General features: G+C 71.3%; 20 protein-coding genes and 1 riboswitch. Of the genes, 15 read left to right on the top strand and 5 right to left on the bottom strand.

All coding sequences use genetic code 11. The features are described from left to right. The first annotated feature begins 43 nt into the window (after nt 1–43). A riboswitch (SAM riboswitch) is annotated at nt 44–116 on the top strand. 129 nt (nt 117–245) lie between these two features. From ABD056_RS11300 to ABD056_RS11285, 4 genes are read left to right on the top strand one after another with little or no spacing between them, the layout of a single operon-like run. Further along, entirely contained in the window at nt 246–1,238 is a 993-nt protein-coding gene (locus ABD056_RS11300; RefSeq protein ID WP_343866695.1) for an aliphatic sulfonate ABC transporter substrate-binding protein, read from the top strand. 11 nt (nt 1,239–1,249) lie between these two features. After that, the gene (locus ABD056_RS11295) at nt 1,250–2,149 is read left to right on the top strand and encodes an ABC transporter permease (protein ID WP_343866693.1); all 900 of its coding nucleotides are present in this window, start codon (nt 1,250–1,252) and stop codon (nt 2,147–2,149) included. 22 nt (nt 2,150–2,171) lie between these two features. Then, the gene (locus ABD056_RS11290; RefSeq protein ID WP_343866691.1) at nt 2,172–2,945 is read left to right on the top strand and encodes an ABC transporter ATP-binding protein; all 774 of its coding nucleotides are present in this window, start codon (nt 2,172–2,174) and stop codon (nt 2,943–2,945) included. A gap of 52 nt (nt 2,946–2,997) precedes the next feature. Continuing rightward, nucleotides 2,998–3,516, top strand: a complete 519-nt coding sequence (locus ABD056_RS11285; RefSeq protein WP_343866689.1) for an OsmC family protein — start codon at nt 2,998–3,000, stop codon at nt 3,514–3,516. Between the two features lie 177 nt (nt 3,517–3,693). Here the strand turns inward: ABD056_RS11285 and ABD056_RS11280 are convergent, their stop codons facing one another. Together ABD056_RS11280 and ABD056_RS11275 are read right to left on the bottom strand one after the other, a co-directional pair. Next, entirely contained in the window at nt 3,694–3,948 is a 255-nt protein-coding gene (locus tag ABD056_RS11280; RefSeq protein WP_343866687.1) for a hypothetical protein, read from the bottom strand. A gap of 156 nt (nt 3,949–4,104) precedes the next feature. Continuing rightward, nucleotides 4,105–5,001, bottom strand: a complete 897-nt coding sequence (locus ABD056_RS11275) for a branched-chain amino acid aminotransferase (RefSeq protein ID WP_343866685.1) — start codon at nt 4,999–5,001, stop codon at nt 4,105–4,107. Between the two features lie 242 nt (nt 5,002–5,243). Between ABD056_RS11275 and ABD056_RS11270 the strand changes: the two genes are divergently transcribed. The 8 genes from ABD056_RS11270 to ABD056_RS11235 all read left to right on the top strand — a co-directional run bounded on the left by ABD056_RS11270 (nt 5,244) and on the right by ABD056_RS11235 (nt 13,366). Next, on the top strand, nt 5,244–6,254 hold the full coding sequence (locus tag ABD056_RS11270) for a YeiH family protein (protein WP_343866683.1): 1,011 nt from the start codon (nt 5,244–5,246) through the stop codon (nt 6,252–6,254). Nucleotides 6,255–6,446: 192 nt separating this feature from the next. Then, a complete protein-coding gene (locus tag ABD056_RS11265) occupies nt 6,447–6,686 on the top strand; it encodes a hypothetical protein (RefSeq protein WP_343866681.1) in 240 nt (79 codons plus the stop codon). 16 nt (nt 6,687–6,702) lie between these two features. Next, nucleotides 6,703–7,389 carry a hypothetical protein gene (locus tag ABD056_RS11260; protein ID WP_343866680.1) on the top strand — a complete coding sequence of 229 codons (687 nt, stop codon included), beginning with the start codon at nt 6,703–6,705 and terminating at the stop codon, nt 7,387–7,389. Between the two features lie 60 nt (nt 7,390–7,449). Continuing rightward, nucleotides 7,450–8,202: a response regulator transcription factor gene (locus ABD056_RS11255; protein WP_343866679.1), complete on the top strand. Its 753-nt coding sequence runs from the start codon at nt 7,450–7,452 to the stop codon at nt 8,200–8,202. Beyond that, the gene (locus tag ABD056_RS11250) at nt 8,189–9,730 is read left to right on the top strand and encodes a sensor histidine kinase (RefSeq protein ID WP_343866677.1); all 1,542 of its coding nucleotides are present in this window, start codon (nt 8,189–8,191) and stop codon (nt 9,728–9,730) included. The genes ABD056_RS11255 and ABD056_RS11250 overlap by 14 nt, the downstream gene beginning before the upstream one ends. Nucleotides 9,731–9,805: 75 nt before the next feature. Next, nucleotides 9,806–10,651, top strand: coding sequence for a universal stress protein (locus ABD056_RS11245; protein WP_343866675.1), 846 nt, complete (start codon nt 9,806–9,808; stop codon nt 10,649–10,651). A 159-nt stretch (nt 10,652–10,810) separates the two neighbouring features. Further along, nucleotides 10,811–12,169 carry a pyridoxal-phosphate dependent enzyme gene (locus ABD056_RS11240; protein ID WP_343866673.1) on the top strand — a complete coding sequence of 453 codons (1,359 nt, stop codon included), beginning with the start codon at nt 10,811–10,813 and terminating at the stop codon, nt 12,167–12,169. Between the two features lie 18 nt (nt 12,170–12,187). After that, on the top strand, nt 12,188–13,366 hold the full coding sequence (locus tag ABD056_RS11235) for a cystathionine gamma-synthase (RefSeq protein ID WP_343866671.1): 1,179 nt from the start codon (nt 12,188–12,190) through the stop codon (nt 13,364–13,366). 39 nt (nt 13,367–13,405) lie between these two features. Here ABD056_RS11235 and ABD056_RS11230 read toward each other — a convergent pair whose 3' ends face one another. Genes ABD056_RS11230 through ABD056_RS11220 form a run of 3 tightly spaced genes read right to left on the bottom strand, consistent with a single transcriptional unit; the run spans nt 13,406 to nt 17,701 of the window. Next, nucleotides 13,406–14,206 carry a ferritin-like domain-containing protein gene (locus tag ABD056_RS11230; RefSeq protein ID WP_343866669.1) on the bottom strand — a complete coding sequence of 267 codons (801 nt, stop codon included), beginning with the start codon at nt 14,204–14,206 and terminating at the stop codon, nt 13,406–13,408. Then, nucleotides 14,203–14,667, bottom strand: a complete 465-nt coding sequence (bcp, locus tag ABD056_RS11225; RefSeq protein WP_343866668.1) for a thioredoxin-dependent thiol peroxidase — start codon at nt 14,665–14,667, stop codon at nt 14,203–14,205. The genes ABD056_RS11230 and bcp overlap by 4 nt, the downstream gene beginning before the upstream one ends. A gap of 19 nt (nt 14,668–14,686) precedes the next feature. Next, nucleotides 14,687–17,701, bottom strand: a complete 3,015-nt coding sequence (locus ABD056_RS11220) for a bifunctional [glutamine synthetase] adenylyltransferase/[glutamine synthetase]-adenylyl-L-tyrosine phosphorylase (protein ID WP_343866666.1) — start codon at nt 17,699–17,701, stop codon at nt 14,687–14,689. A 103-nt stretch (nt 17,702–17,804) separates the two neighbouring features. Here ABD056_RS11220 and ABD056_RS11215 point away from each other — a divergent pair, with 103 nt between their 5' ends. The 3 genes from ABD056_RS11215 (at nt 17,805) to ABD056_RS11205 (ending at nt 21,760) form a co-directional block, all read left to right on the top strand. Then, nucleotides 17,805–21,023, top strand: a complete 3,219-nt coding sequence (locus ABD056_RS11215; RefSeq protein WP_343866664.1) for a YhdP family protein — start codon at nt 17,805–17,807, stop codon at nt 21,021–21,023. A gap of 81 nt (nt 21,024–21,104) precedes the next feature. Next, nucleotides 21,105–21,365: a type II toxin-antitoxin system VapB family antitoxin gene (locus tag ABD056_RS11210; RefSeq protein ID WP_343866662.1), complete on the top strand. Its 261-nt coding sequence runs from the start codon at nt 21,105–21,107 to the stop codon at nt 21,363–21,365. Continuing rightward, nucleotides 21,362–21,760, top strand: coding sequence for a type II toxin-antitoxin system VapC family toxin (locus tag ABD056_RS11205; RefSeq protein WP_343866659.1), 399 nt, complete (start codon nt 21,362–21,364; stop codon nt 21,758–21,760). The genes ABD056_RS11210 and ABD056_RS11205 overlap by 4 nt, the downstream gene beginning before the upstream one ends.

Below are 21,760 nucleotides of genomic sequence, written 5' to 3'. Positions count from 1 at the left end.
GCTAAATAAAACAATTTGACATCATCGTGCCGCACATCTACGGTACCTCCATCGCGCCGATTTGAGCACAGCTTGCGGGCGCGTTACAAATGCAGCTAAAGCGTGGGCACCATCCCGCCCAGCGCCCCAGGCTGCGGCGGGTTTTTTCGTGCTCCGCCGCGCGAGAACACTCCGCCTCCACCGTCGATGCCACCACAACGGCTGCGCGCAAAGTCATCGCCAGCCGCAACGGAAGAGGTTTGTCCATGTTCCGCCGCTCGTTCCTGAAGACCGTCGCTGCCGCCGCCCTGGTGCTTGCCGTGGCGCCGCTGGCCGTGCCCTCCGCCGCCAGCGCCGCCCAGGCGCTGAAGGAGCTGCGGCTCGATTACGCCTACTACAACCCGGTGTCGCTGGTGCTGAAGGAAAAGGGCTGGCTGGACGAGGAATTCGCCAAGGACGGCACCAAGGTGCAGTGGGTGCTGTCGCTCGGCTCCAACAAGGCGCTGGAGTTCCTCAACGCCTCCTCCCTCGACCTCGGCTCCACCGCCGGCGCCGCCGCCCTGCTCGGCCGCATCAACGGCAACCCGGTGAAGGTGGTCTATGCCTACTCCAAGCCGGAATGGACCGCCCTGGTGACGGGCAAGGACAGCGCCATCACCACCGTCGCCGACCTGAAGGGCAAGCGCATCGCCGTCACCCGCGGCACCGATCCGCACATCTTCCTCATCCGCGCCCTGGCCGAGGCCGGCCTGACCGAAAAGGACGTCGAGCTGGTCCTGCTGCAGCACCAGGACGGCCGCCTGGCGCTGGAGAAGGGTGACGTCGATGCCTGGGCCGGGCTCGATCCGCTGATGGCGGCGTCGGAGCTGGATGCCGGCTCGCGCCTGTTCTACCGCAATGCCGATGCCAACAGCTGGGGCACCCTGCTGGTGCGCGAGTCCTTCGCCGCCGAAAACCCGGACGCGGTGAAGCGCGTCATCGCGGTGTACGAGCGGGCCCGCGAATGGGCGCAGCAGAACCCGGCGGAACTGGCGCAGATCATTGCCAAGGCGTCGCGCAACCCCGAGGCGGTGGCCGCCCGCCAGCTGGAGCGCACCGGCCTGTCGCAGCCGGCCATCGGCAGCGCCCAGGCCAAGACCATCGAAGCGGCCGGCCTCGCCCTGCAGAAGAGCGGCGTGATCAAGCCGGAGGTCGACGTGGCGGCGGCGGTGGCCGACCTGCTCGACCCGTCGTTCACCGCCGGCCTGCCCACCAACTGAGGGAGGCGCGCGTGACCGGCACCCCCTCCGCATCCGCCGCCGCCGTCGTCCCGGCCGGCTCCTCCGTCCCGGCAGCCGCCGGGGCGGGGGAGGCCGCCGGCGGTGCCGGCCGCTCCTCCTCCGTCGCTGCCGCCCTGGCGGGCCGTGGCGGCCGCCGGCTGCTCGGGTTCGTGGTGCCGGTGACGCTGGCCCTGGTGCTGGAAGGCATCATCGCCGCCGGCCTCTACAACGGACGCCTGCTGCCGCCGCCGTCGGCGGTGCTGGCCACCCTGTGGCAACTGGCCGCCAGCGGCGAACTGTTCGAGCACATCGCCATCACCCTGTGGCGGGTGGCGGTCGGCTTCCTGTTCGGCACCCTGGCCGGCACCGCCCTCGGCGCCCTGACCGGCAGCTTCGGCCTTGCCCGCGCCCTGCTCGACCCCATGCTGCAGGCGCTGCGGGCCATTCCCTCCATCGCCTGGGTGCCGCTGTTCATCCTGTGGTTCGGCATCTTCGAGGCCAGCAAGGTGACGCTGATCGCCGTCGGCGTGTTCTTCCCGGTCTACCTGACCACCGCCGCCGCCATCCTGGATGTCGACCGCAAGCTGGTGGAGGTGGGGCGCATCTACCGCCTGTCGCCGCTGCAGCTGATCCGCCGCGTGCTGCTGCCGGCCACCCTGCCGAGTTACGTGGTGGCGCTGCGGGCCGGCCTCGGGCTCGGCTGGATGTTCGTGGTGGCGGCCGAGTTCATGGGCGCCAGCAAGGGCCTCGGCTACCTGCTGACCGACGGCCAGATGACCGGCAACCCGACCATCATCCTGGCGAGCATCGTCACCTTCGCCGTGCTCGGCAAGCTGACCGACGGCCTGCTCGCCACCGTCACCCGTCCGTTCCTGCGCTGGCAGGATTCCCTCGGCAACAGCCGCCGCTGACCGCAACCGGAGCCCCGCTGCCATGCTCGACATTACCACCCTCAGCAAGCGGTTCGGCAACGGCACGCTGGCGCTCGACAGCGTGTCGCTGTCGGTGGCGCCGGGGGAGATCGTGGCCATCGTCGGCGGCTCCGGCTGCGGCAAGAGCACCCTGCTGCGCCTCATCGCCGGGCTGGAAAACCCCAGCATCGGCGCCGTGCGCCTGAACGGCCAGGTCATCACCGCGCCGCGGCCGGAGGTCGGCCTGGTGTTCCAGGAGCCGCGCCTGATGCCGTGGCTCACCATCCGGGACAACGTCGCCTTCGGCCTCGCCCACCTGCCGAAGGCGGAGCAGCGCCGCCGCGCCGACGAGGCCCTGGCCCGCGTCGGCCTCGCCCAGTTCGCCGGCGGCTGGCCGCGCGAGCTGTCGGGCGGCATGGCGCAGCGCGCCGCGCTGGCCCGCGCGCTGGTGACGCGACCGGAAGTGCTGCTGCTCGACGAGCCGTTCTCAGCGCTGGACGCCTTCACCCGCAACGACCTGCAGGAGCACCTGCTGGACCTGTGGCGGTGGTACCAGCCGACCCTGATCCTGGTCACCCACGACATCGAGGAAGCGTTGTTCCTGGCCGACCGGGTGGTGGTCATGCAGCCCCGGCCGGGGCGCGTGCGCACCGAAGTGCGGCCCGGCCTCAGCCGTCCGCGCGACCGCACGACCCTTGAGTTCCAGCGTCTGAAACAGCACCTGCTGACGGAACTGGACCGTTCGTTCCAGACACCGGGGCCGGGCGAGGAAACCGTGCCCGCCGCCGCCATCTGACCGGCCGCCGCCGCGCCGCGCCGCCCAACTACAAGACAGGAGAAACAGTCCGATGAAATCCGACGACCTGCGCGCCCTGCAGACGCCGCTGAAGGATGCCTACAAGACCAACCCGGAAAAGGCGGTGGTGACCCTCCATGCCGAGGGCGACCTGTCCGGCGACGGCATCGCGTGCAAGATCGACACCGGCCGCGCCCTCATCGAAGCCGGCCTGCACCCCGCCACCGGCGGCCCCGGCACCCAGGCCTGTTCCGGCGACATGCTGCTGGAGGCGCTGGTGGCCTGCGCCGGCGTCACCCTGAAGGCGGTGGCGACCGCCCTTGATTTCGACCTGCGCGGCGGCAGCGTGCGGGTGGAAGGCGACCTCGACTTCCGCGGCACGCTCGGCGTCGCCAAGGATGCGCCGGTGGGCTTCCGCGACATCCGCCTGACCTTCGAGATCGACACCCCGGAGCCGCAGGAGCGCATCGACAGCCTGCTCAAGCTCACCGAACGCTACTGCGTCGTCTACAAGACCCTGACCACGCCGCCGCCGGTGACCGTCGACGTCAAGAAAACGGCCGCTGCCTGAGGGGTCAGGCAACGGCCGGAGGCGGAACGAGAGATAAAGGTCGATCGAGAGAGGGTCCGGCAGCCGGGCGGAGGGGAGCCCGGCCCGCCGGCTTTGCACCTGCCGCGGCCCGAAGGCGCGGCGGGATGGCTGGACGCGGCGGCGGCCCCGGGGGGCGCCGGCCGGCTTTTGTCGTGATTATTCGGCGGCCAGGGCCAGCGGGCGACCGAGCGCGGCGTTCAGGGTCGCCTGGGCGCTGGTGCGCGCGGTGGTGACCGTACCGCCGCGGGTGAGATCGCGGGCCATCAGGCGGAATTCGGCGATGGCGGTGAGCGAGCCTTCGAACGACACGGCGCTCAGGCGGGCGACCTGCTCGCGGAAGCGGGCGGCGGCCTCGCGGCTGGCGCGGGCGGAGGCGACGGGGCAGGTGGTCTTGCGGGCGGTGGCGGTCATCGGTTTTTCTCCCCTCGTTTGATGATCCGATCATGCCAGAGCCTGCGTATGACGGCGCTTGTGCAGAGGTGGTTAACTTCCCGTAAAAGGTATGCGCGCCATCAACCAAGGTGGACGGCGCGCATATACCACCCGGACAGGTAGGATGCCGCCCGGTTATCCGGCCGTTCCCGCCGGCACCGCCCCGCGCACCGCGGCGGCATAATCCTCCATCATCAGGCTGGTGACCGTGCCCGGCGTGAAGGTGTGGTCGGCGATCTGGCGCACCGGCGTCACCTCGGCGGCGGAGCCGGTGAGGAACACCTCCTGCGCCCGCGCCAGATCCTGCGGCCACAGCTCACCCTCCACCACCGTCAGGCCGCGCCGGCGGGCGAGGTCGATCACCGTGCGGCGGGTGATGCCGTTGAGGATGCACTCCGTCGTCGGCGTGTGCAGGGCGCCGTCGATGACCAGGAAGATGTTGGCGGCGGTGGCCTCGGCGATGCGGCCCTGGTAGTCGAGCATCAGCGCATCATGCCAGCCCTCGTTCTCCGCCTGGTGCTTGGACAGGGTGCAGATCATGTAGAGCCCCGCCGCCTTGCTGGCCGAGGGCGCCGTGGTCGGCGCCGGGCGGCGCCACGGCGCCATGGTCAGGCGGATGCCGGCCATGCGTTCCTCGGGCTTGAAGTAGCTCGGCCACACCCAGGCGGCGATGGCGACGTGGATGCGATTCTTCTGCGCCGCCACGCCCATCATCTCCGACCCGCGCCACGCCAGATGGCGGATGTAGAGGTCGCCGCCGCCGGCTGCCGCCACCACCTCGCGCGTCGCCGCGTCCAGCGTCTCCACCCCATAGGGCAGCGAAAAGCCCAGCAGCTCGGCCGACTGGTGCAGGCGGATGTTGTGGTCGGTCAGGCGGAAGACCTCGCCGCCATAGGCCCGCGAGCCCTCGAACACCGCCGAGGCATAGTGCAGCGCATGGGTCAGGACGTGGACCTTGGCGTCGCGCCAGGGGACCATCTCGCCATCCATCCAGATGACGCCGTCACGGTCGTGGAACGGAACAAAAGTCATGGGAATGCCTCTGCCGATTTTGATTTGTTTCGTCTGAACGGGCACCAGCGTAACAGCCTTCCGATAAACGTCAATAACCCTGACCCATTCCGCCGACGCAACCCGGCCATGTCCGCCGCCGCCGGCGCGGGGCCTTTTCACAACCGCTCGCGATTGATTGCAGCATAACAATCTGTTGGAGTGATGATGCCGCCGCTGCGACACTGGCCGTCGCCCCTTCCGCCGCCGGATGCCCCGTCGCCATGCCCGCCGCCGCCCTGCCCGTCCTCGTCCGCCTGCTGCCCGGCCTCGCCCTCTGCGTCGCGGTGGCGCTGGCGGCGTCCGCCGTGGCGGCGGTGGAGGCGCGGCTGTTCGGGCAGGCGTGGCTGGAGCCGCTGGTGCTCGCCATCCTGCTCGGTGCCGCCGTGCGCAGCCTGTGGCCGCCGCCGGAGCGCTGCCGGCCCGGCATCGACCTCGCCGCCCATCGGGTGCTGGAGGCGGCGGTGGTGCTGATGGGCGCCGCCGTCGGCAGCGCCGCGCTGGCCGGTCTGGGGCCGTCCCTGCTGGCGGCCATTGCGGTGCTGGTGGCGGTGTCCATCGCCGGCGGCTACGGCCTGTGCCGGCTGTTCGGGCTGGCGCCGCGCCTGGCCCTGCTGGTGGCCTGCGGCAATTCCATCTGCGGCAATTCGGCCATCGCGGCGGTGGCGCCGGTGATCCGTGCCGAGGGGCGGGAGGTCGCCTCGGCCGTCGCCTTCACCGCCGTGCTGGGCGTCGCGGTGGTGCTGCTGCTGCCGCTGGCCGCGCCGGCCTTCGGGCTGACGCCGCAGCAGTACGGCGTGCTGGCCGGCCTGACCGTCTACGCCGTGCCGCAGGTGCTGGCGGCGGCGGCGCCGCTGGGGGTCGCCAGCATCCAGGTGGCGACGGTGGTGAAGCTGGTGCGGGTGCTGATGCTGGGGCCGGTGGTGCTCGCCTTCGCGCTGGCCGACCGCCGCCGCGCCGCCGGCAGCAACGCGGCCGGGGCGGAGGCGCCGGCGGCGGGACGGTCCTGCGGGGCGGCCGGCTTGCGGCGGGGCGGCGGAGTCGGCTTGCGCTCCGGCAGCGGCACGGCGGGCTTCACCGTCACCGGCGTCGCCGGCTCGACGGGCAGCCGGTCGCGGTTCGCCAGATCGGCGCAGGCGGTGAGCAGCAGGGCCGCCGCGAGGAGAGTGAACGGTGCGCGCATATGTCTTTCGTCGAGGGTTGGTCGCCCGGGATCATGCTCCGGTTTTCGCTGAAGGGCAACATACGCCGCGAACGGTGACAACGCTGTGACTGCCGGCACCGTTGACTGCCCCCGGTGTGACTTCCGCAAGTCCTTGAAATCATGCGCTTGAGGGGCGGCGTTTCGATCATCATCCTGACGTTGAAGCGTCGCCGGGTCCAGTGGACCGAAGACGCACCCCAAGACGAAAGATCGAGACGCTGCCATGACCAAGACCCTTCGCACCCGCTCGCTGGCCGCCGTGGCGGCGGCCTCCCTGGCTCTGGCGGTCACCGGCTGCTCGGGCCTGTCGAAGCAGGAACAGCGCGCTCTCACCGGCGGCGCCATCGGTGCGGCCGGCGGTGCCGCCGCCGGCGCCCTGGTCGGCGGCTCCATGCTGGGCGGCGCGGTGCTGGGCGGGGCCGGCGGCGCCCTCATCGGCGCCTTCACCGACATCGGCGACTGATCGCGGAGCCCCCTGAATGGCCCTCCCCTGCCCGCGCCGGCGCCGCCGGATGCTGCCCGCCCTGCTCGCCGCCGTCCTGGCCGGCGGCCTGCTGGCCGATGCCGCTCCTGCCCTTGCCGATCCGCCGCCGTGGGCACCCGCCCACGGCTGGCGGGCCAAGCACGAGCACAAGCACAAGCACAAGGCCCCGAAGGAGGTCCACCACCACTACTACTACGGCGCGCCGCCGCCGCAGGTGGTCTATGTGCCGGTGCCGGACCGCAAGCCCGCCGCCCGCCTGCCTTACGGCTTCGCCAACGGCACCTGCGACCGCCGCCTGGTGTCGTCGGAACTGCTCGGCAACCTGCTCGGCGGGGCGGCCGGCGCCGCCATCGGCAGCCGCTTCGGCCAGGGTCAGGGCAAGCTGGCGGCCGTCGCCGGCGGCACCCTGGTGGGAGTGCTGATCGGCGGCTCCATCGGCCGCTCCATGGACCCGGTGGACCAGGCCTGCGCCATCACCGCCCTCGACCACGTCCCCGACTCCCGCGCCATCCGCTGGAGCGGCGACCGCCACGACTACAGTCTGGTGCCGACACGCAGCTGGGACCAGGGCGGGCGCCACTGCCGCGACTACACGACGACCGCCTATTTCGGCGACCGCCGCGAGTCGGTGACCGGCACCGCCTGCCGAATGGCCGATGGCGCCTGGGAGATCGTCAACTAGAACGGTTGGTGGTACGTTCATGGGAACGCAGTAGTTTCCCCTTTCACAACCCACGTTCACATGACCGACAGACCGACCATCGCCCTCGTCGACGACGACCCGCTCTTCCGCGAGTCCCTCGGCCGCAATCTGGAGGACAGCGGGTTCGCCGTGGCGACCTTCGCCGACGGTCCGGCCGCCCTCGGGCCGCTGACCGGTGGCGAGGTGGCCGCCGACCTCATCCTGCTGGACTGGAAGATGCCGCGCATGACCGGCATCGAGGTCCTGCGCCAGCTGCGCACCATGGGCAGCCAGACGCCGGTGGTCTTCCTGACCACCCTCAACGACCAGATCTACGAGGAGACCGCCCTCACCAACGGCGCCGTCGACTATGTGGACAAGGGCCGCGGCTTCACCATCCTGCTGCGGCGCATCCACCTGATCCTGGAAGGCGCCAAGCCGCCGGCGGCGGGACTGGCGGGCGGCGGCGAGGGCGACGCGGCGGCGGCCGACCTGCTGACCCTCGGGCCGCTCGGCCTCGACCTCGCCTCGGCGCGGGCGCGGTGGCGCGACTCCGCCGTCGACCTGACCATCACCGAGTTCCGCATCGTCCGCAAGCTGGCGGAAAACGCCGGCCGCGACCTCAGCTACCGCGCCCTCTACGACGCCGTGCGCGGCGAGGGCTTCATCGCCGGATCGGGCGAGGAAGGCTACCGCGCCAACGTCCGCACCCACATCAAGCGCATCCGCCAGAAGTTCCGGGAGATCGACCCTGGGTTCGACGCCATACTCAATTACGCCGGTTTCGGCTATGGCTGGCGTGCGGAGGGCTAGGCCGGCGGAGCGCGCCGCCGCCGCCGACGCCGACGCGCCGGAGCCGCGCCGCCGCGGCTTCGGCTGGCAGCCGTCGCTGGCCGCCCGTCTGGTGCTGCTCGCCTTCGTCTTCGTCGCCGTGCCGGCGGTGCTGGTCGGTCCCTTCCTGGCCGCCGAGGAAGCCAAGCGGCAGGCGCTGCTGCGCGCCGTGCGCACCCAGGGGGCGGTGATCGCCGAGGGCCTGCGCCTGGCGCTGGAGCGCAACGAGGAAGGCGCGCTGTCCACCGCCCGCGTGGCGCTGGAGCGTCTGGCCCAGCCCGACATGCGCCTGCGCCTGCTGTTCCGGCCGCTGGACCAGGATTCGGTGTTCCTGGTCGGCGCCCAGCCGCCGCTGCCGACCGAGACGCTGGATACCGAGCGCCTCGCCCTGGTGGCCGCCGGGGTGCCGTGGACGCTGCCGGAAAGCTGCCGCGGCGGCCAGCCGCTGGACCTGCCCTATGTCACCCCCGGCGGCGAGGCGGAGGTGCTGACCAGCCTCACCCCCTTCACCACCGACGGCGGCTGCTGGGGCCTGCTGACCTCCTACAGCCTGTCCGGCCTCATCGGCGAGCAGCTGGCGCGGCCCACCTGGCGGTCGCCGCAGGTGCTGTGGGCGGCCGGCCTCTACGGGCTGGCGGCGCTGCTGGCGCTGGGCGTCATCTGGGTGCTGTGGCGGTCGCTGCGGCGCTTCGCCCGCCTGGCCCGCGCCATCGCCCAGGGCGATGCCGAGGCGGCGCAGGGCTTCCAGCGGCAGGCCCGCATCCCGGAACTGGCCGGCATCGCCGGGGAGTTCGACCGCATGGTGGAGCGCCTGCGCGCCTCCGCCGATGCCATCCGCCACGCGGCGGAGGAAAACGCCCACGCCTTCAAGACGCCGCTCGCCACCATCGCCCAGAGCCTGGAGCCGCTGTATCGCGCCGTACCGGTGGGCGACCAGCGCGCCCGCCGGTCACTGGATACCGCCCGCGCCGCCCTCACCCGGCTGGAAGCGCTGGTGCAGGCGGCCCGGCGGGTGGATGCCGCCATGGCCGACCTGATCGACCCGCCGCGGCGGCGCATCGACCTGTCGGCCCTCATCGGCGCAGTGGCGGAAAGCTTCGACGACCCCGAGGAAGGGGTACGCATCATCGCCGACGTCGAGCCGGGGCTGCATGTGCTCGGCGGCGAGGATCTGCTGGAGACGGTGGCCGAGAACATCATCGAGAACGCCGTCTCCTTCAATCCCATCGGTGCCACCGTGCGGGTCAGCCTGCGCCGCACCGGCCGCGACGTCACCTTCACCGTCGACGACGAGGGGCCGGGCGTCGACCCTGCCGTGCTGCCCAACGTGTTCGAGCGCTACGTCAGCCACCGCCCGGAAACCCGGCCGGAACGCCAGGGCACCGGCCACTTCGGCCTCGGCCTGTGGATCGTCAAGCGCAACGTCCAGGCCATGGGCGGCATGGTGGCGGCGGAAAACCGCAAGCCGCGCGGCTTCCGCGTCACGGTGGTGCTGCCGGCGACGCGCTAAATGGGCCGGGTTTGAAGCATCCTCCCGGGGCGATCATATACCCGTAAGAGGATTGTTCCTGGGGAGGACCACACCATGACCGCGCCCGTCGTTCTTGCCGCTGTCGATCTCGGCGCCGGCACCGCCACCGTCATCACCCGCGCCGCCCATGTGGCGCGGGCGATCGGCGGCACGGTCAGCGTGCTCCACTGCGTCGACCCCGAGGAGCCCGGCCCCAACGCCCGCCGCCGCCTGGCGCCGCTGCTGGACGCCGACGCGGAGCTGGGCGAGCTGATCGCCGAGGTGCGGGTGCGGCCGCACATCCACGGCCTGCCGGAAGCCATCGCCGAGGAAGCCGACCACCTGGACGCCGCCGTCATCGTCACCGGCCGGTCGCAGCGCCCCTTCCTGGCCCAGCTGTTCAAGGGCGGCACCACCGTCGCCCTGCTGCGGCGGACCCGCCGGCCGCTGCTGCTGGCCCGCCTGCCGGCCGAACGCCCCTACGATGCCGCCCTGGTGGCGCTCGACCTCACCCGGCCGCTGGACCCGCCGGTGAGCGCCGCCCGGCGCCTGCTCGGCCCCCTGCGCATGGAACTGCTGACGGTGCTGGATGCCGCCACCCGCCTGCAGCTGGTGGTCGCCAATGTCGGCGAGGAAGCGGTGGCGGTCTACGAGCGCGACCGCAAGCAGGGCGCCTACACCGCCCTCACCGCCTGCGCCGCGCGGCTGGCCGAACCGGGCTGGGCGCCCTCCTCCGTCGCCGTCGAGGGCAAGCCGGAGGAAGAGATCACCCGTCGCCTGCAGGCCGTCGGCGCCGAGGTTCTGGTGCTGCAGCCCGACCAGAAGGACTGGCTGACCCGCACCCTGGTCGGCAGCCTGACCGAAACCGTGCTGGAACGCCCGGTGGACTGCGACGTTCTTGCCCTGCCGGCGCCGGGCTGACCACCACCCTCCCCTCTCCCGCCGTCCCTCTCCGCACCGGCACCGCAGGCCGCCGCCGGTGCGGGCGCCGGGCTGTTTCACACCCAAATTTTGTCCTATCGCCAAATTACACAGTCAGTTTAGAATAATTCCCATGTTCTACCGTTAAATGGTGTAAATATGAACACCCTGGACCTCATCGGCAACACGCCCCTGGTGGAGATCACCGGCCTCGACACCGGCGTCTGCCGGCTGTTCGCCAAGCTGGAGAATCAGAACCCCGGCGGCTCCATCAAGGACCGCATCGGCAAGTCGATGATCGAGGCCTTCGAACGCGACGGCCTGCTGAAGCCCGGCGGCACGCTGGTGGAAGCCACCGCCGGCAACACCGGCCTCGGCCTCGCCCAGGTGGCGGCGCGCAAGGGCTATCGCCTCGTTCTGGTCATCCCCGACAAGATGAGCCGCGAGAAGGTGCAGCACCTGAAGGCGCTCGGCGTCGAGGTGGTGATGACCCGCTCCGACGTCGAGAAGGGCCACCCGGAATACTACCAGGACAAGGCGGAGAAGCTGGCGGCCGAGATCCCCGGCGCCGTCTACGTCAACCAGTTCGGCAATCCGGCCAACCCGCTGGCGCACGAAACCGGCACCGGCCCGGAGATCTGGGAGCAGATGGACCACGACGTCGACGCCATCGTCTGCGGCGTCGGCTCGGCCGGCACCATCACCGGCCTGTCGCGCTATTTCGCCGGCGTCAGCCCGAAGACCACCTTCGTGCTGGCCGACCCCAAGGGCAGCGTGCTGGCCGAGTACACCCGCAGCGGCACCATGGGCAAGGCCGGCTCGTGGCTGGTGGAGGGCATCGGCGAGGACTTCCTGCCGCCCATCGCCGACCTGTCGCGCGTCGGTGCCGCCTATGAAATCTCCGACAAGGAAAGCTTCCTGGCCGCCCGCGAGTTGCTGGCGAAGGAGGGCATCCTCGGCGGCTCGTCCACCGGCACCCTGCTGGCCGCCGCGCTGCGCTACTGCCGCGAACAGACCGAGCCGAAGCGGGTGGTGTTCTTCGTCTGCGACAGCGGCAACAAGTACCTGTCCAAGATGTACAACGACCACTGGATGGCCGACCACGGCTTCCTCGACCGGCCGCGGAGCGGCGACCTGCGCGACCTGATCGCCCGCCGCCACGGCGTCGGCGACACGGTGACGCTGGCGCCCGACGATACCCTGCAGGTCGCCTATGGCCGCATGAAGCTCTACGACGTCAGCCAGCTGCCGGTGACGCGCGGCGACGAGGTGGTGGGCATCCTGGACGAATCCGACCTGCTGCTCTCCGTCGTCGGCGACGGCGGCGCCTGGAAGAAGCCGGTGGGCGACGTGATGACCACCAAGCTGGAAACCCTGCCGCCCACCGCCGACGTCTCCGACCTGCTGCCCATCTTCGACCGCGACCGGGTGGCGATCATCGTCGAGGACGGCCGTTTCCTCGGCCTCATCACCCGCATCGACCTGCTCAACCACCTGCGCACCCGCGCCGACGCCTGACCCGGAGCCCCCTATACCATGAGCCGTAACGACAAGACCGGCTTCGGCACCCGCGCCATCCACGCCGGGCAGCAGCCGGACCCGACCACCGGCGCCGTCATGACGCCGATCTACGCCACCAGCACCTACGCCCAGGAGGGCCCCGGCGAACACAAGGGCTGGGAATACAGCCGTTCCGGCAACCCCACCCGCAAGGCGTTCGAGGACTGCCTGGCCGACCTGGAAGGCGGCACCAAGGGGCTCGCCTTCGCCTCCGGCCTGGCGGCGGAAAGCTGCATCCTGGAAATGCTGGAGCCGGGCGACCATGTGGTGGCGGTGGACGACCTCTACGGCGGCTCCTTCCGCCTGTTCGAGCGGGTGCGGCGGCGGTCCATGGGGCTCGACTTCACCTACGTGCCGGCCGACGACACGGCGGCGGTGGAGGCGGCCATCCGCCCCGACACCAAGTTGATCTGGATCGAAACGCCCACCAACCCGCTGCTGAAGATCGCCGACCTGGCCGCCATCGCCGCCATCGCCCGCCGCCACGGCGTGCTGACGGTGGCCGACAACACCTTCTGCTCGCCCTACATCCAGCGGCCCATCGAGCAGGGCATCGACATCGTCGTCCACTCGGTGACCAAGTACGTCAACGGGCATTCCGACATGGTGGGCGGCGCCATCGTCATCGGCGACCGGCCGGAGGTGGCGGAAAAGCTGGCGTTCCTGCAGAACGCCACCGGCGGCATCCTGTCGCCGTTCGACAGCTTCCTGGTGCTGCGCGGGCTCAAGACCCTGCACCTGCGCATGGAACGCCACAGCAGCAACGGCCAGAAGATCGCCGAATGGCTGGTCGGCCGGCGGGAGGCGGAGGCGGTGTTCTACCCCGGCCTGCCCGACCACCCGGGCCATGCCATCGCCCGTCGCCAGATGCCGGGCGGCTTCGGCGGCATGATCTCGGTGCGGCTGAAGACCGACAAGGCCGGCGCCGTGCGCCTGCTGAAGGCGATGAAGGTGTTCACCCTGGCGGAATCCCTGGGCGGCGTCGAAAGCCTGATCGGCCACCCCGCCACCATGACCCACGCCAGCATCGACCCCGCCCGCCGGGCCGATCTTGGCATCACCGACGGGCTGGTGCGCCTGTCGGTGGGGGTGGAGGACGCCGACGACCTGATCGCCGACCTGGAACAGGCCTTCGCCGTCGCCGAGATCGGCTGAGGCCGTCCCGCAGCACGGACCGGTACGGCGGCGCCGGGATCAGGCGTCGCCGTACCAGCCGTCGGGCATGCCCGCCTCCGCCCGCGCCGGGGCGTTGAACGGCCCCTTGAGGCCACCCGGATGCAGACGCGGCAGGCGGTCGCGATATTCCGCCGCCGGGTCGAGCCCGCGGGCGGCGCACACATGGCGGAACCACCGCACGCCGGCCGCCACATGGGTGATCTCGTCGCGATAGATCACCTCCAGCACCGCCACCGTCTCCGGGTCGCCGTTGGCGGTCAGCCGCTCCATGGTCGGCGGCGTGGTGTCGAGGCCGCGCGCCTCGTGCGTCATGGGCACCAGCGCCAGCCGGTCGAGCAGGTCGCCGGCAGTCATGGTGGCGGCCCGCCACAGGCCGTCGTGGGCCGGCAGGTCGCCGTAGGCGGCGCCGAGATCGGCCAGCCGGCGCTCCAGCAGTTCGAAATGCAGCGCCTCGTCCACCGCCACCTGCACCCAGTCGTCGAAGAACTCGCGCGGCAGCCCGGACTGCGGGCCGAAGCGGGCAACGATGTCCCACGCCAGGTCGATGGCGTTCAGTTCGATATGCGCCAGCGCGTGCAGCAGGGCGATGCGGCCGCGCACGCCGCCCTTGGACCGCTTGGGCATGTCCTTGGGCAGCATCAGTTCGGGCCGCGCCGGCCGGGCCGGGCGCTCCGGCGGCGGCGTGGTGCCGATGTCGGGCAGGGTGCCGGCCGTCCACGCCTCGGCATGGATGCGGGTGAGGCGGATCTTGTCGGCCGGCTCCGCCGCCTGCAACACGGCGCAGGCGGCGGCGGCAAGGGTGCGCGGGGTGTCGGTCACAGCGCCTTCACGGCCTCCAGCACCTCGGCGGCGTGGCCCTTCACCTTCACCTTCGGCCAGACGCGGGCGACGGTGCCGTCGGCGGCGACCAGTACCGTGGTCCGCTCAATGCCCAGGAAGGTCTTGCCGTACATGCTCTTTTCCTTCCACACGCCATAGCGTTCGCAGACGTCGCCGTCGGCGTCGGAGGCGAGCGGGAAGGTCAGGCCGTGCTTGGCCTTGAACTTGTCGTGCTTCGCCACGGGGTCCTTGGAAATGCCGATCACCACCGCCGAGGCGCCGCTGAAGTCGGGCTCGGCATCGCGGAAGTCGCAGGCTTCAGTGGTGCAGCCCGGCGTGTCGTCCTTGGGGTAGAAGTACAGCACCACCGGCTTGCCGCGCAGCTCCGACAGGGTGACGGAGCCGCCGCCGTCGGTGGGCAGGGTGAAGTCGGGGGCGGGGGCGCCGACGGTCAGGGTCATGGGGCTCTCCTTGCCAGGGTCAGGAACGGTCGCCTTCTACGCCGCCGGCATCGGCCTGGACCTCCGCCAGCCGGGCGCGGGCGGCGGCGGCCGGCTCGTCCACCACCCGGCGGAACACGTCGGAGGCGGCGGCGGCACGGGCCGCCATGGCCTGCTGCAGGTGCTCGAAGCTGTCGCAGCCGGCCGCCTTCACCAGCTTGTCCTTGAGACCGGGGGGCGCCGTGTCCTCGCTGAAGCGGCCGTCGATGCAGTGGCGCAGCACGCCCTGCACGGTCAGCCACAGGAAATGCGCCCGGTCCAGCGCTTCCGCATCGGCGGCCGGCAGCAGGCCGGCGGCGGCGAGGTTGCGCAGCGCCGTTTCCGTGTTGGGCGACAGGATGTGCGGATGGGTCGGCGCATGGCGCAGCTGCAGGTACTGGCTGACGAATTCCACGTCCACCATGCCGCCGCGCATGTGCTTGACGTCCCAGGCGTCGCCGTCCTTGGTCAGTTCCTTGGCCATGCGGGCGCGCATGTCGGCGACGTCGACCAGCAGCCGGTCGCCGTCGCGCGGGCGGCACAGCACCTCGCGGATGGCGGCGCGCACCTTCTCCGCCAGCAGCGGGTCGCCGCAGCACACGCGGGCCCGCACCAGGGCCAGATGCTCCCACGTCCAGGCATCGTCGCGGTTGTACTTGACGAAGCTTTCCAGGCTGGTGGCGAGCGGCCCCTTGTTGCCGGACGGACGCAGGCGCAGGTCCACCTCCCACAGGCGGCCCTCGCTGGTCATGGCGGTGATGGCGTTGACGAAGCGCTGGGTCAGGCGGCCGAAGTACTCGGTGCGGCTGAGCGGCTTGCGGCCGTCGCTCATGTCGACGTCGGAGGGCGCGTCGTAGACGCAGATGAGGTCGAGGTCGCTGGTCGCCGTCATTTCCTCGCCGCCCGCCTTGCCCATGGCGATCACCGCCAGCCCGGCGCCGGGGAACAGGCCGCTGGTGCGGGCGAGGTCGGCGGTGACGTGGGGGATCAGCCGGTCGAGCACCACGTCGGCCACCGCCGCCAGGGCGCGCCCGGCTTCGCGGGCGTCGGCGGTGCGGCGCAGGGTTTGCAGCCCGACCTGGAACTTGTGGTCGTTGGCGAAGCGGCGGGAGATGTCGAGCACATGCTCGAAGTCGCGGGCATCGGCCAGCCGCAGGTCCAGTTCCTGCACCAGCTCCGCCCGTCCCGGCAGGGCGTCGAAGAAGCCCGGCGTCAGCACCGCGTCCATCAGGCCGGGATTGCGCGCCAGGATTTCCGACAGCCGCGGCGCATCGCCCATGATCTCCGCCACCAGATCGAGCATCTGCGGGTGGGTGTAGAACAGGCTGAACAGCTGCACCCCGGCCGGCAGGCGGCTGAGGAATTCGTCGAAGCGGAAGAAGGCCTTGTCCGGATCGGCGGTGCGGCCGAGCGCCCGCAGCAGGGTCGGCACCAGCTCGGTCAGCATCTCCTTCGACCGGGTGGAGCGCACCGCGCGGTAGCGCCCGTGGTGCCAGCCGCGCACCGTGCCGGCGACGCCGGAGGGGTTGGTGTAGCCCATTTCCCCCAGGGTCTGGATGGTGGCCGGATCGTCCTCGTTGCCGGTGAAGACCAGGTTGCCCTCGTCGGACAGGCTGGCCTCTTCCTCGAACAGGTCGGCGTAATGCCCTTCGACCGTGTGCAGCACCTCCTTCAGCGCTGTCTCGAAGGCCGGCAGGTCGGCGTGGCCCATGAACACCGCCAGCTCGCGCAGCTTGCCGGCGTCGGCGGGCAGGGTCTGGGTCTGGGCGTCCTCGATCATCTGCAGGCGGTGTTCGAGGGTGCGCAGGTAGCCGTAGGCGGCGATCAGTTCCTCCGCCACCGTGTCGCGCACATGGCCGGTGGCGACCAGCGCGCGCAGGGCTTCCACCGTGCGGGGGTTGCGGTTCTGCGGCTCGCGGCCGCCCCAGATCAGCTGCTGGGTCTGGGCGAAGAACTCGATCTCGCGGATGCCGCCGCGGCCGAGCTTGATGTTGTGCCCGGCCACCGCCACCCGCGCGCCGCCCTTGGCGGCGTGGATCTGCCGCTTGATCGACTGGATGTCCTGAATGGCGTGGAAATCCAGCGACTTGCGCCACACGAAGGGGCGCAGGTGCGACAGGAACCCCTGCCCCGCCGCATCATCGCCGGCGACGCAGCGGGCCTTGATCATGGCCGCCCGCTCCCAGTTCTGGCCGAAGCTTTCGTAATAGGTTTCCGCCGCCGGCAGGGCGATGGCGATCTTGGTCGAGCCGGGGTCGGGGCGCAGCCGCAGGTCGGTGCGGAAGACGTAGCCGTCCATGGTGCGTTCGTCCATCATCCGCACCAGATCCTTGGTGATGCGGACGAAGAACTCGCCGATGAACTTGGAGCCGCGGTAGTCGACGCCGTCGGGGTCGAAGACGACGATCAGGTCGATGTCGGAACTGTAGTTCAGTTCCCGCGCCCCCAGCTTGCCCATGCCGAGCACGAAGTAGCCGCAGCCCTTTTCCGGCTCGTCCGGGTGGGGCAGCACCAGATCACCGGCCGCATGGGCCCGCCGCAGCAGGAAGCCGCACGACATGCGCAGCGCCGCCTCGGCAAAGTCCGACAGGGCGGCGGTGACGCGGGTCAGATCCCACGCCCCGGCGATGTCGGCCAGCGCAACCGCGAGCGCCATGCGGCGTTTGGCGACACGCAGGGACTTCATGGCGCGGGCGATGTCGGTTTCCGCCGCCACCGCCGCGCGGGTCTCCGCCAGCAGGCCGGCCAGCGCCGCCTCCGGCCCCTGGGTCAGCAGGCGGCGCAGGAAGTCCGGCTCGCGCAGCACGCAGGAGGTGAGGTAGGGACTGTTGCCGAACACGGCATCCAGCAGGCGGCCGGTCGGGCCGTCCACGGCGGCGCGGATGAACTGGGCCAGACCGTCGTCGGCGGCGGTGTCGGCCAGGGCGACGAAGCGTTCGCGGCCGCGGTCGCGGCGGTCGGCGTCGGAGGCGTCGGGCAGGCGGGCCTCGGGCCCCGGAAAGACGAAGTCTGGCATTTGCATTTCCCCGCTTTTCGCGCACACTGCGCGATAGGTCGTCCGGGGTCAAGCGACGGGGCAGAGGGCTCCGGCGGTCGGCGGTATTGGAGTTGAGACGGGCGTGGTTCACGGCGCCGTGAAGTGGCTGTTCAAGGGGCTTGCGGCGCTCGCCCTGGTGCTTCTCCTGCTCGGCGCCGGCCTTGCCCTGCGCCTGTCGCACGCGCCCCTGCCGCTCGGTCTGCTCACCCCCTACATCGAGGAGGCCATCAACGGCCCCGACGCCCGCGTCACCCTGTCCATCGGCGGCACCGAACTGCATTGGGGCGGGCTGAAGGACCCCTTCGACCTGCGGGTGCGCGAACTGAAGGCCCACGACCGCGCCAGCGGCGCCCTCATCGCCGTGGTTCCCGATGCCTCCGTCACCCTCGACCCGCTGCCGCTGCTGCGCGACGGCACGCTGGCGATCGAGGACGTCACCCTGCGCGGCGCCAGCCTGCACCTGCGGCGGGAGGCCGACGGCTCCCTCGCCCTGGCCATGACCGGCGACGACGGCGCCGACAACCCGGCGGTCGAGCATCGCGCCGATACCCCCGCCGGCGCCGTGCGGGCGGTGCTGCGCGACCTCGGCCTCGGCGACGACGGCGAGCCGGCCGCCGCCGCCCTGCCGCACGAACTGCGCATCGCCGACGCCCGCATCACCCTCGACGACCGCATGATGGGCGTGGTGTGGCAGGTGCCGCAGGCCGACATCCTGCTGCGCCGCGACCGCAACCGGGTGGCCGCCCAGGCGGCGCTGGCGGTGGCGACGCCGGCCGGCGGCACCACCCGCCTGGAACTGGCGGCATCGCTGGAGCGCGGCGGCGTGATGGATGCCGCCCTCACCCTGCACGACCTGCGGCCGGCTGACTTCGCCGCCGCCGACGAGGCGCTGGCCGACCTCGCCCTGGCTGACCTGCCGCTGTCCGGCACGGTGGAGGCGACGGCGTCCCTGGACGGCGAGCGCATCGGCCTCGACCTGCTCACCGCCGCCCTCACCGCCGGCCCCGGCGTGCTGGTGCTGCCCGATCCGGTGCACCACGCCTATGCCCTGGACGGCATCCGCCTGCGGCTGTCGGCCTCCGACGACCTGCGCCATGTGGTGGTGGACGACCTGGCGATCACCGTCGCCGGGGCGCCGCCGACGGCGATCGGCCTGCGAGCCGCCGCGGTGCAGGGGGCGGAGGGGATGGAAGCGACCGCCGACGTGAGCCTCGACCGGGTGGCGACCGACCGGCTGGCGGAACTGTGGCCGGCGGCGGTGGCGCCCAACGCCCGCGAGTGGATCATCGCGCACCTGTCCGACGGCGATGTCTCCGGCCTCGGCCTGCATGTGGCACTGGCCGGCGCCGATGCCGATACCCTGGCGCTGACGGCGCTCGACGGCCGCGCCCAGGTGCAGGGGGTGACGGTCGACTACCTGCCCCCCATGCCGACGGTGGCCGATGCCGCCGCCGAACTGATCTTCGAGCAGGAGGCGGTGCGCCTGGTGCTGAGCGGCGGCCGGGTGTTCGACCTGAGCGTCACCGGCGGCGAACTGGTGTTCGACAAGCTGCACGGCGACGACCCCACCGCCGACATCAAGGTCAGCGTCCAGGGGCCGCTGGTGGATGCCCTGCGGCTGGTGGACAGCCCGCCGCTCGGCTACGTCTCGCGCTACGGCCTGCCGCTGAAGGGGGTGAAGGGCCGGCAGGTGACCGACCTGCACCTCGCCTTCCCGCTGCTGGCCGACCTGACCTTCGACGACATGCAGGTGGAGGCGGTGAGCCGCCTCACCGGCGTCGCCCTGCCGACGGTGGCCTTCGAGCAGGACCTGACCCAGGGCGAGCTGGCCCTGCGGGTGGATACCAAGGGCCTGAAGGTGGAGGGCAACGCCGCCATCGGCGAGGTGCCGGCGGTGGTGGCGTGGGAGGAGAACTTCACCGGCAAGGGGCCGTTCACCTCGCGCTACACCGCCTCGGCCATCCTGGACGATGCGGCGCGGGAACGGTTCGGGCTCGACATCATCCCCTTCACCAAGCCCTTCACCCGCGGCCCGACCCAGGCGTCGGTGATCCTGACCGGCCTGCAGGACGGCACCCAGACCCTTGGCGCCACCATCGACCTGGCCGCCGCCTCCATGACCCTGCCCGGCTTCGGCTGGCACAAGCGGGCCGGCGAGCCGGGGCAGGCGACCATCGCCGGGCTGCTCGACAAGGGCGGCACGCTGCGGGCCATCAACCACTTCACCGTCACCGCCGGCGGCCAGCTGTCCATGAGTGGCCGCGTCGACATGACCGAAAGCGGCCAACTGGACCATGTCGCCTTCAGCGACGTGCGGGTGGGGGAAACCCGCCTGCGCGGCGGCCTGTCCATGCGGCCGGACGGCGGCATCGACGTCAACGTGGTGGGCGATGCGCTCGACGCCGTGCCCTTCCTGCAGGACCGCCCCATGGGCGCCGCCGAATCCCCCGCCCTGCCCGAGGAGGCGGAGGAAGACGAAACCACCCTGCCGCCGCTGTCGCTGCGGGCCCAGTTCGACGTGGTGTGGGTGGCCGAGGACAGCACCCTGGAATCGGTGGTCGCCCACATGATCCGCGACCGCGACGGCTGGACCTTCATGGACATCCGCGGCCTGGCCGAGGGCATCGAGCCGCTGGCCTTCGAGTTCCGGCCGCTGGCGCCGGGCTCGCCCAACCGCGCCTTCACCCTCGACAGCGGCAATGCCGGCACGGTGCTGCGGGCGCTGAACGTGTTCGGCGACGTGCAGGGCGGGCGGCTGTCGGTGAAGGGCACCATGGACGTCAACGACATCGTCACCGGCGTCGCCCAGATCGGCGACTTCCGCGTGGTGCGGGCGCCGGCCCTGGCGAAGATCCTGTCGGTGGCGGCGCTGACCGGCATCCTGGAAAGCCTGACCGGCCCCGGCCTCGCCTTCCAGTCGGCCACCGTGCCTTTCACCTACATGGACGACGTGCTGCGCGTGAGCGACGCCCGCGCCAGCGGCCCCTCCCTTGGCTTCACGGCGGAAGGGGCGATCAACCTGGAAGACGACCTGATCGACGTGCAAGGCACCATCGTGCCGGTCTATGCGCTCAACTCGCTGCTCGGCAACATCCCCATCATCGGCGACCTGATCACCGGCGGCGATGCCGGCGGCGGCCTGTTCGCCGCCACCTATACGGTGCGCGGCAGCCTGGAAAGCCCCGACGCCTCCGTCAACCCGCTGTCGGTGCTGGCGCCGGGCATCCTGCGCAAGATCTTCGAAGGCGACCCGCCGCAAACCGTCCGCCGCCCCCACGATGCGCCGGCTCCCGCGCAGTGAGGCGGGCGGGTCTATTGCCTGTGCTTGCAGGCGACCAGCCGCCGCCCTATGCTTGATCGGCGCTGACCCGGGATCACGGCCATGACCCTCAATCTCTCCCCTGAAGCCCTGCTGAAGGCCCGACGCCTCGCCGAGTTGCGACACCTGTCGCTGGAGGAGGCGGTGGAGGAAGCCATCACCGACCGCCTGCGGGCGTCGGAACCGCCCGGCCGTCCCAAGGTGAGCGTGGCCGAGCATGCGGAGCGGCTGCGCCGAATCCAGGCCCATGTGCGGGCAACGGCGACCACGCCCCATCTCGATGACACCGACCTCTACGACGCCGACGGGAATCCCATCCTGTGATCGCCGTAGACACCTCCGCTCTGGTGGCGATCCTTCGTCAGGAACCCGAGGGAGAGGGCTTTTCCCACATCCTGCTTGCGGAGCGTTGCGCCCTCTCGGCCGCCACGCTGGTGGAACTCCGCCGTGTCGTCGCCAGTTGGCAGGGCCCGGAGCAATGGATCGTGGACGACACCCTCGACACCTATGGCATCGAAGTCATCCCCTTCGACATGACCCAGGCAACCTTCGCGCGTGACGGCATGTTGCGCTATGGCAAAGGGCGCCGGATGCCGCCGGAGGTGCTCAACTTCGGCGACCTGTTTTCCTATGCGCTGGCCCGCGCCCTTGATGCGCCCCTGCTGTACAAGGGGGATGATTTCGGCCTCACCGACGTCCGACCCTATCCAGCACTATGA

It is taken from the genome of Caenispirillum bisanense (assembly GCF_039523075.1).
In the GTDB taxonomy this organism is placed as follows: Bacteria; Pseudomonadota; Alphaproteobacteria; order Rhodospirillales; family Rhodospirillaceae; genus Caenispirillum; species Caenispirillum bisanense.
This window is presented reverse-complemented; position numbering and strand designations above follow the sequence as displayed.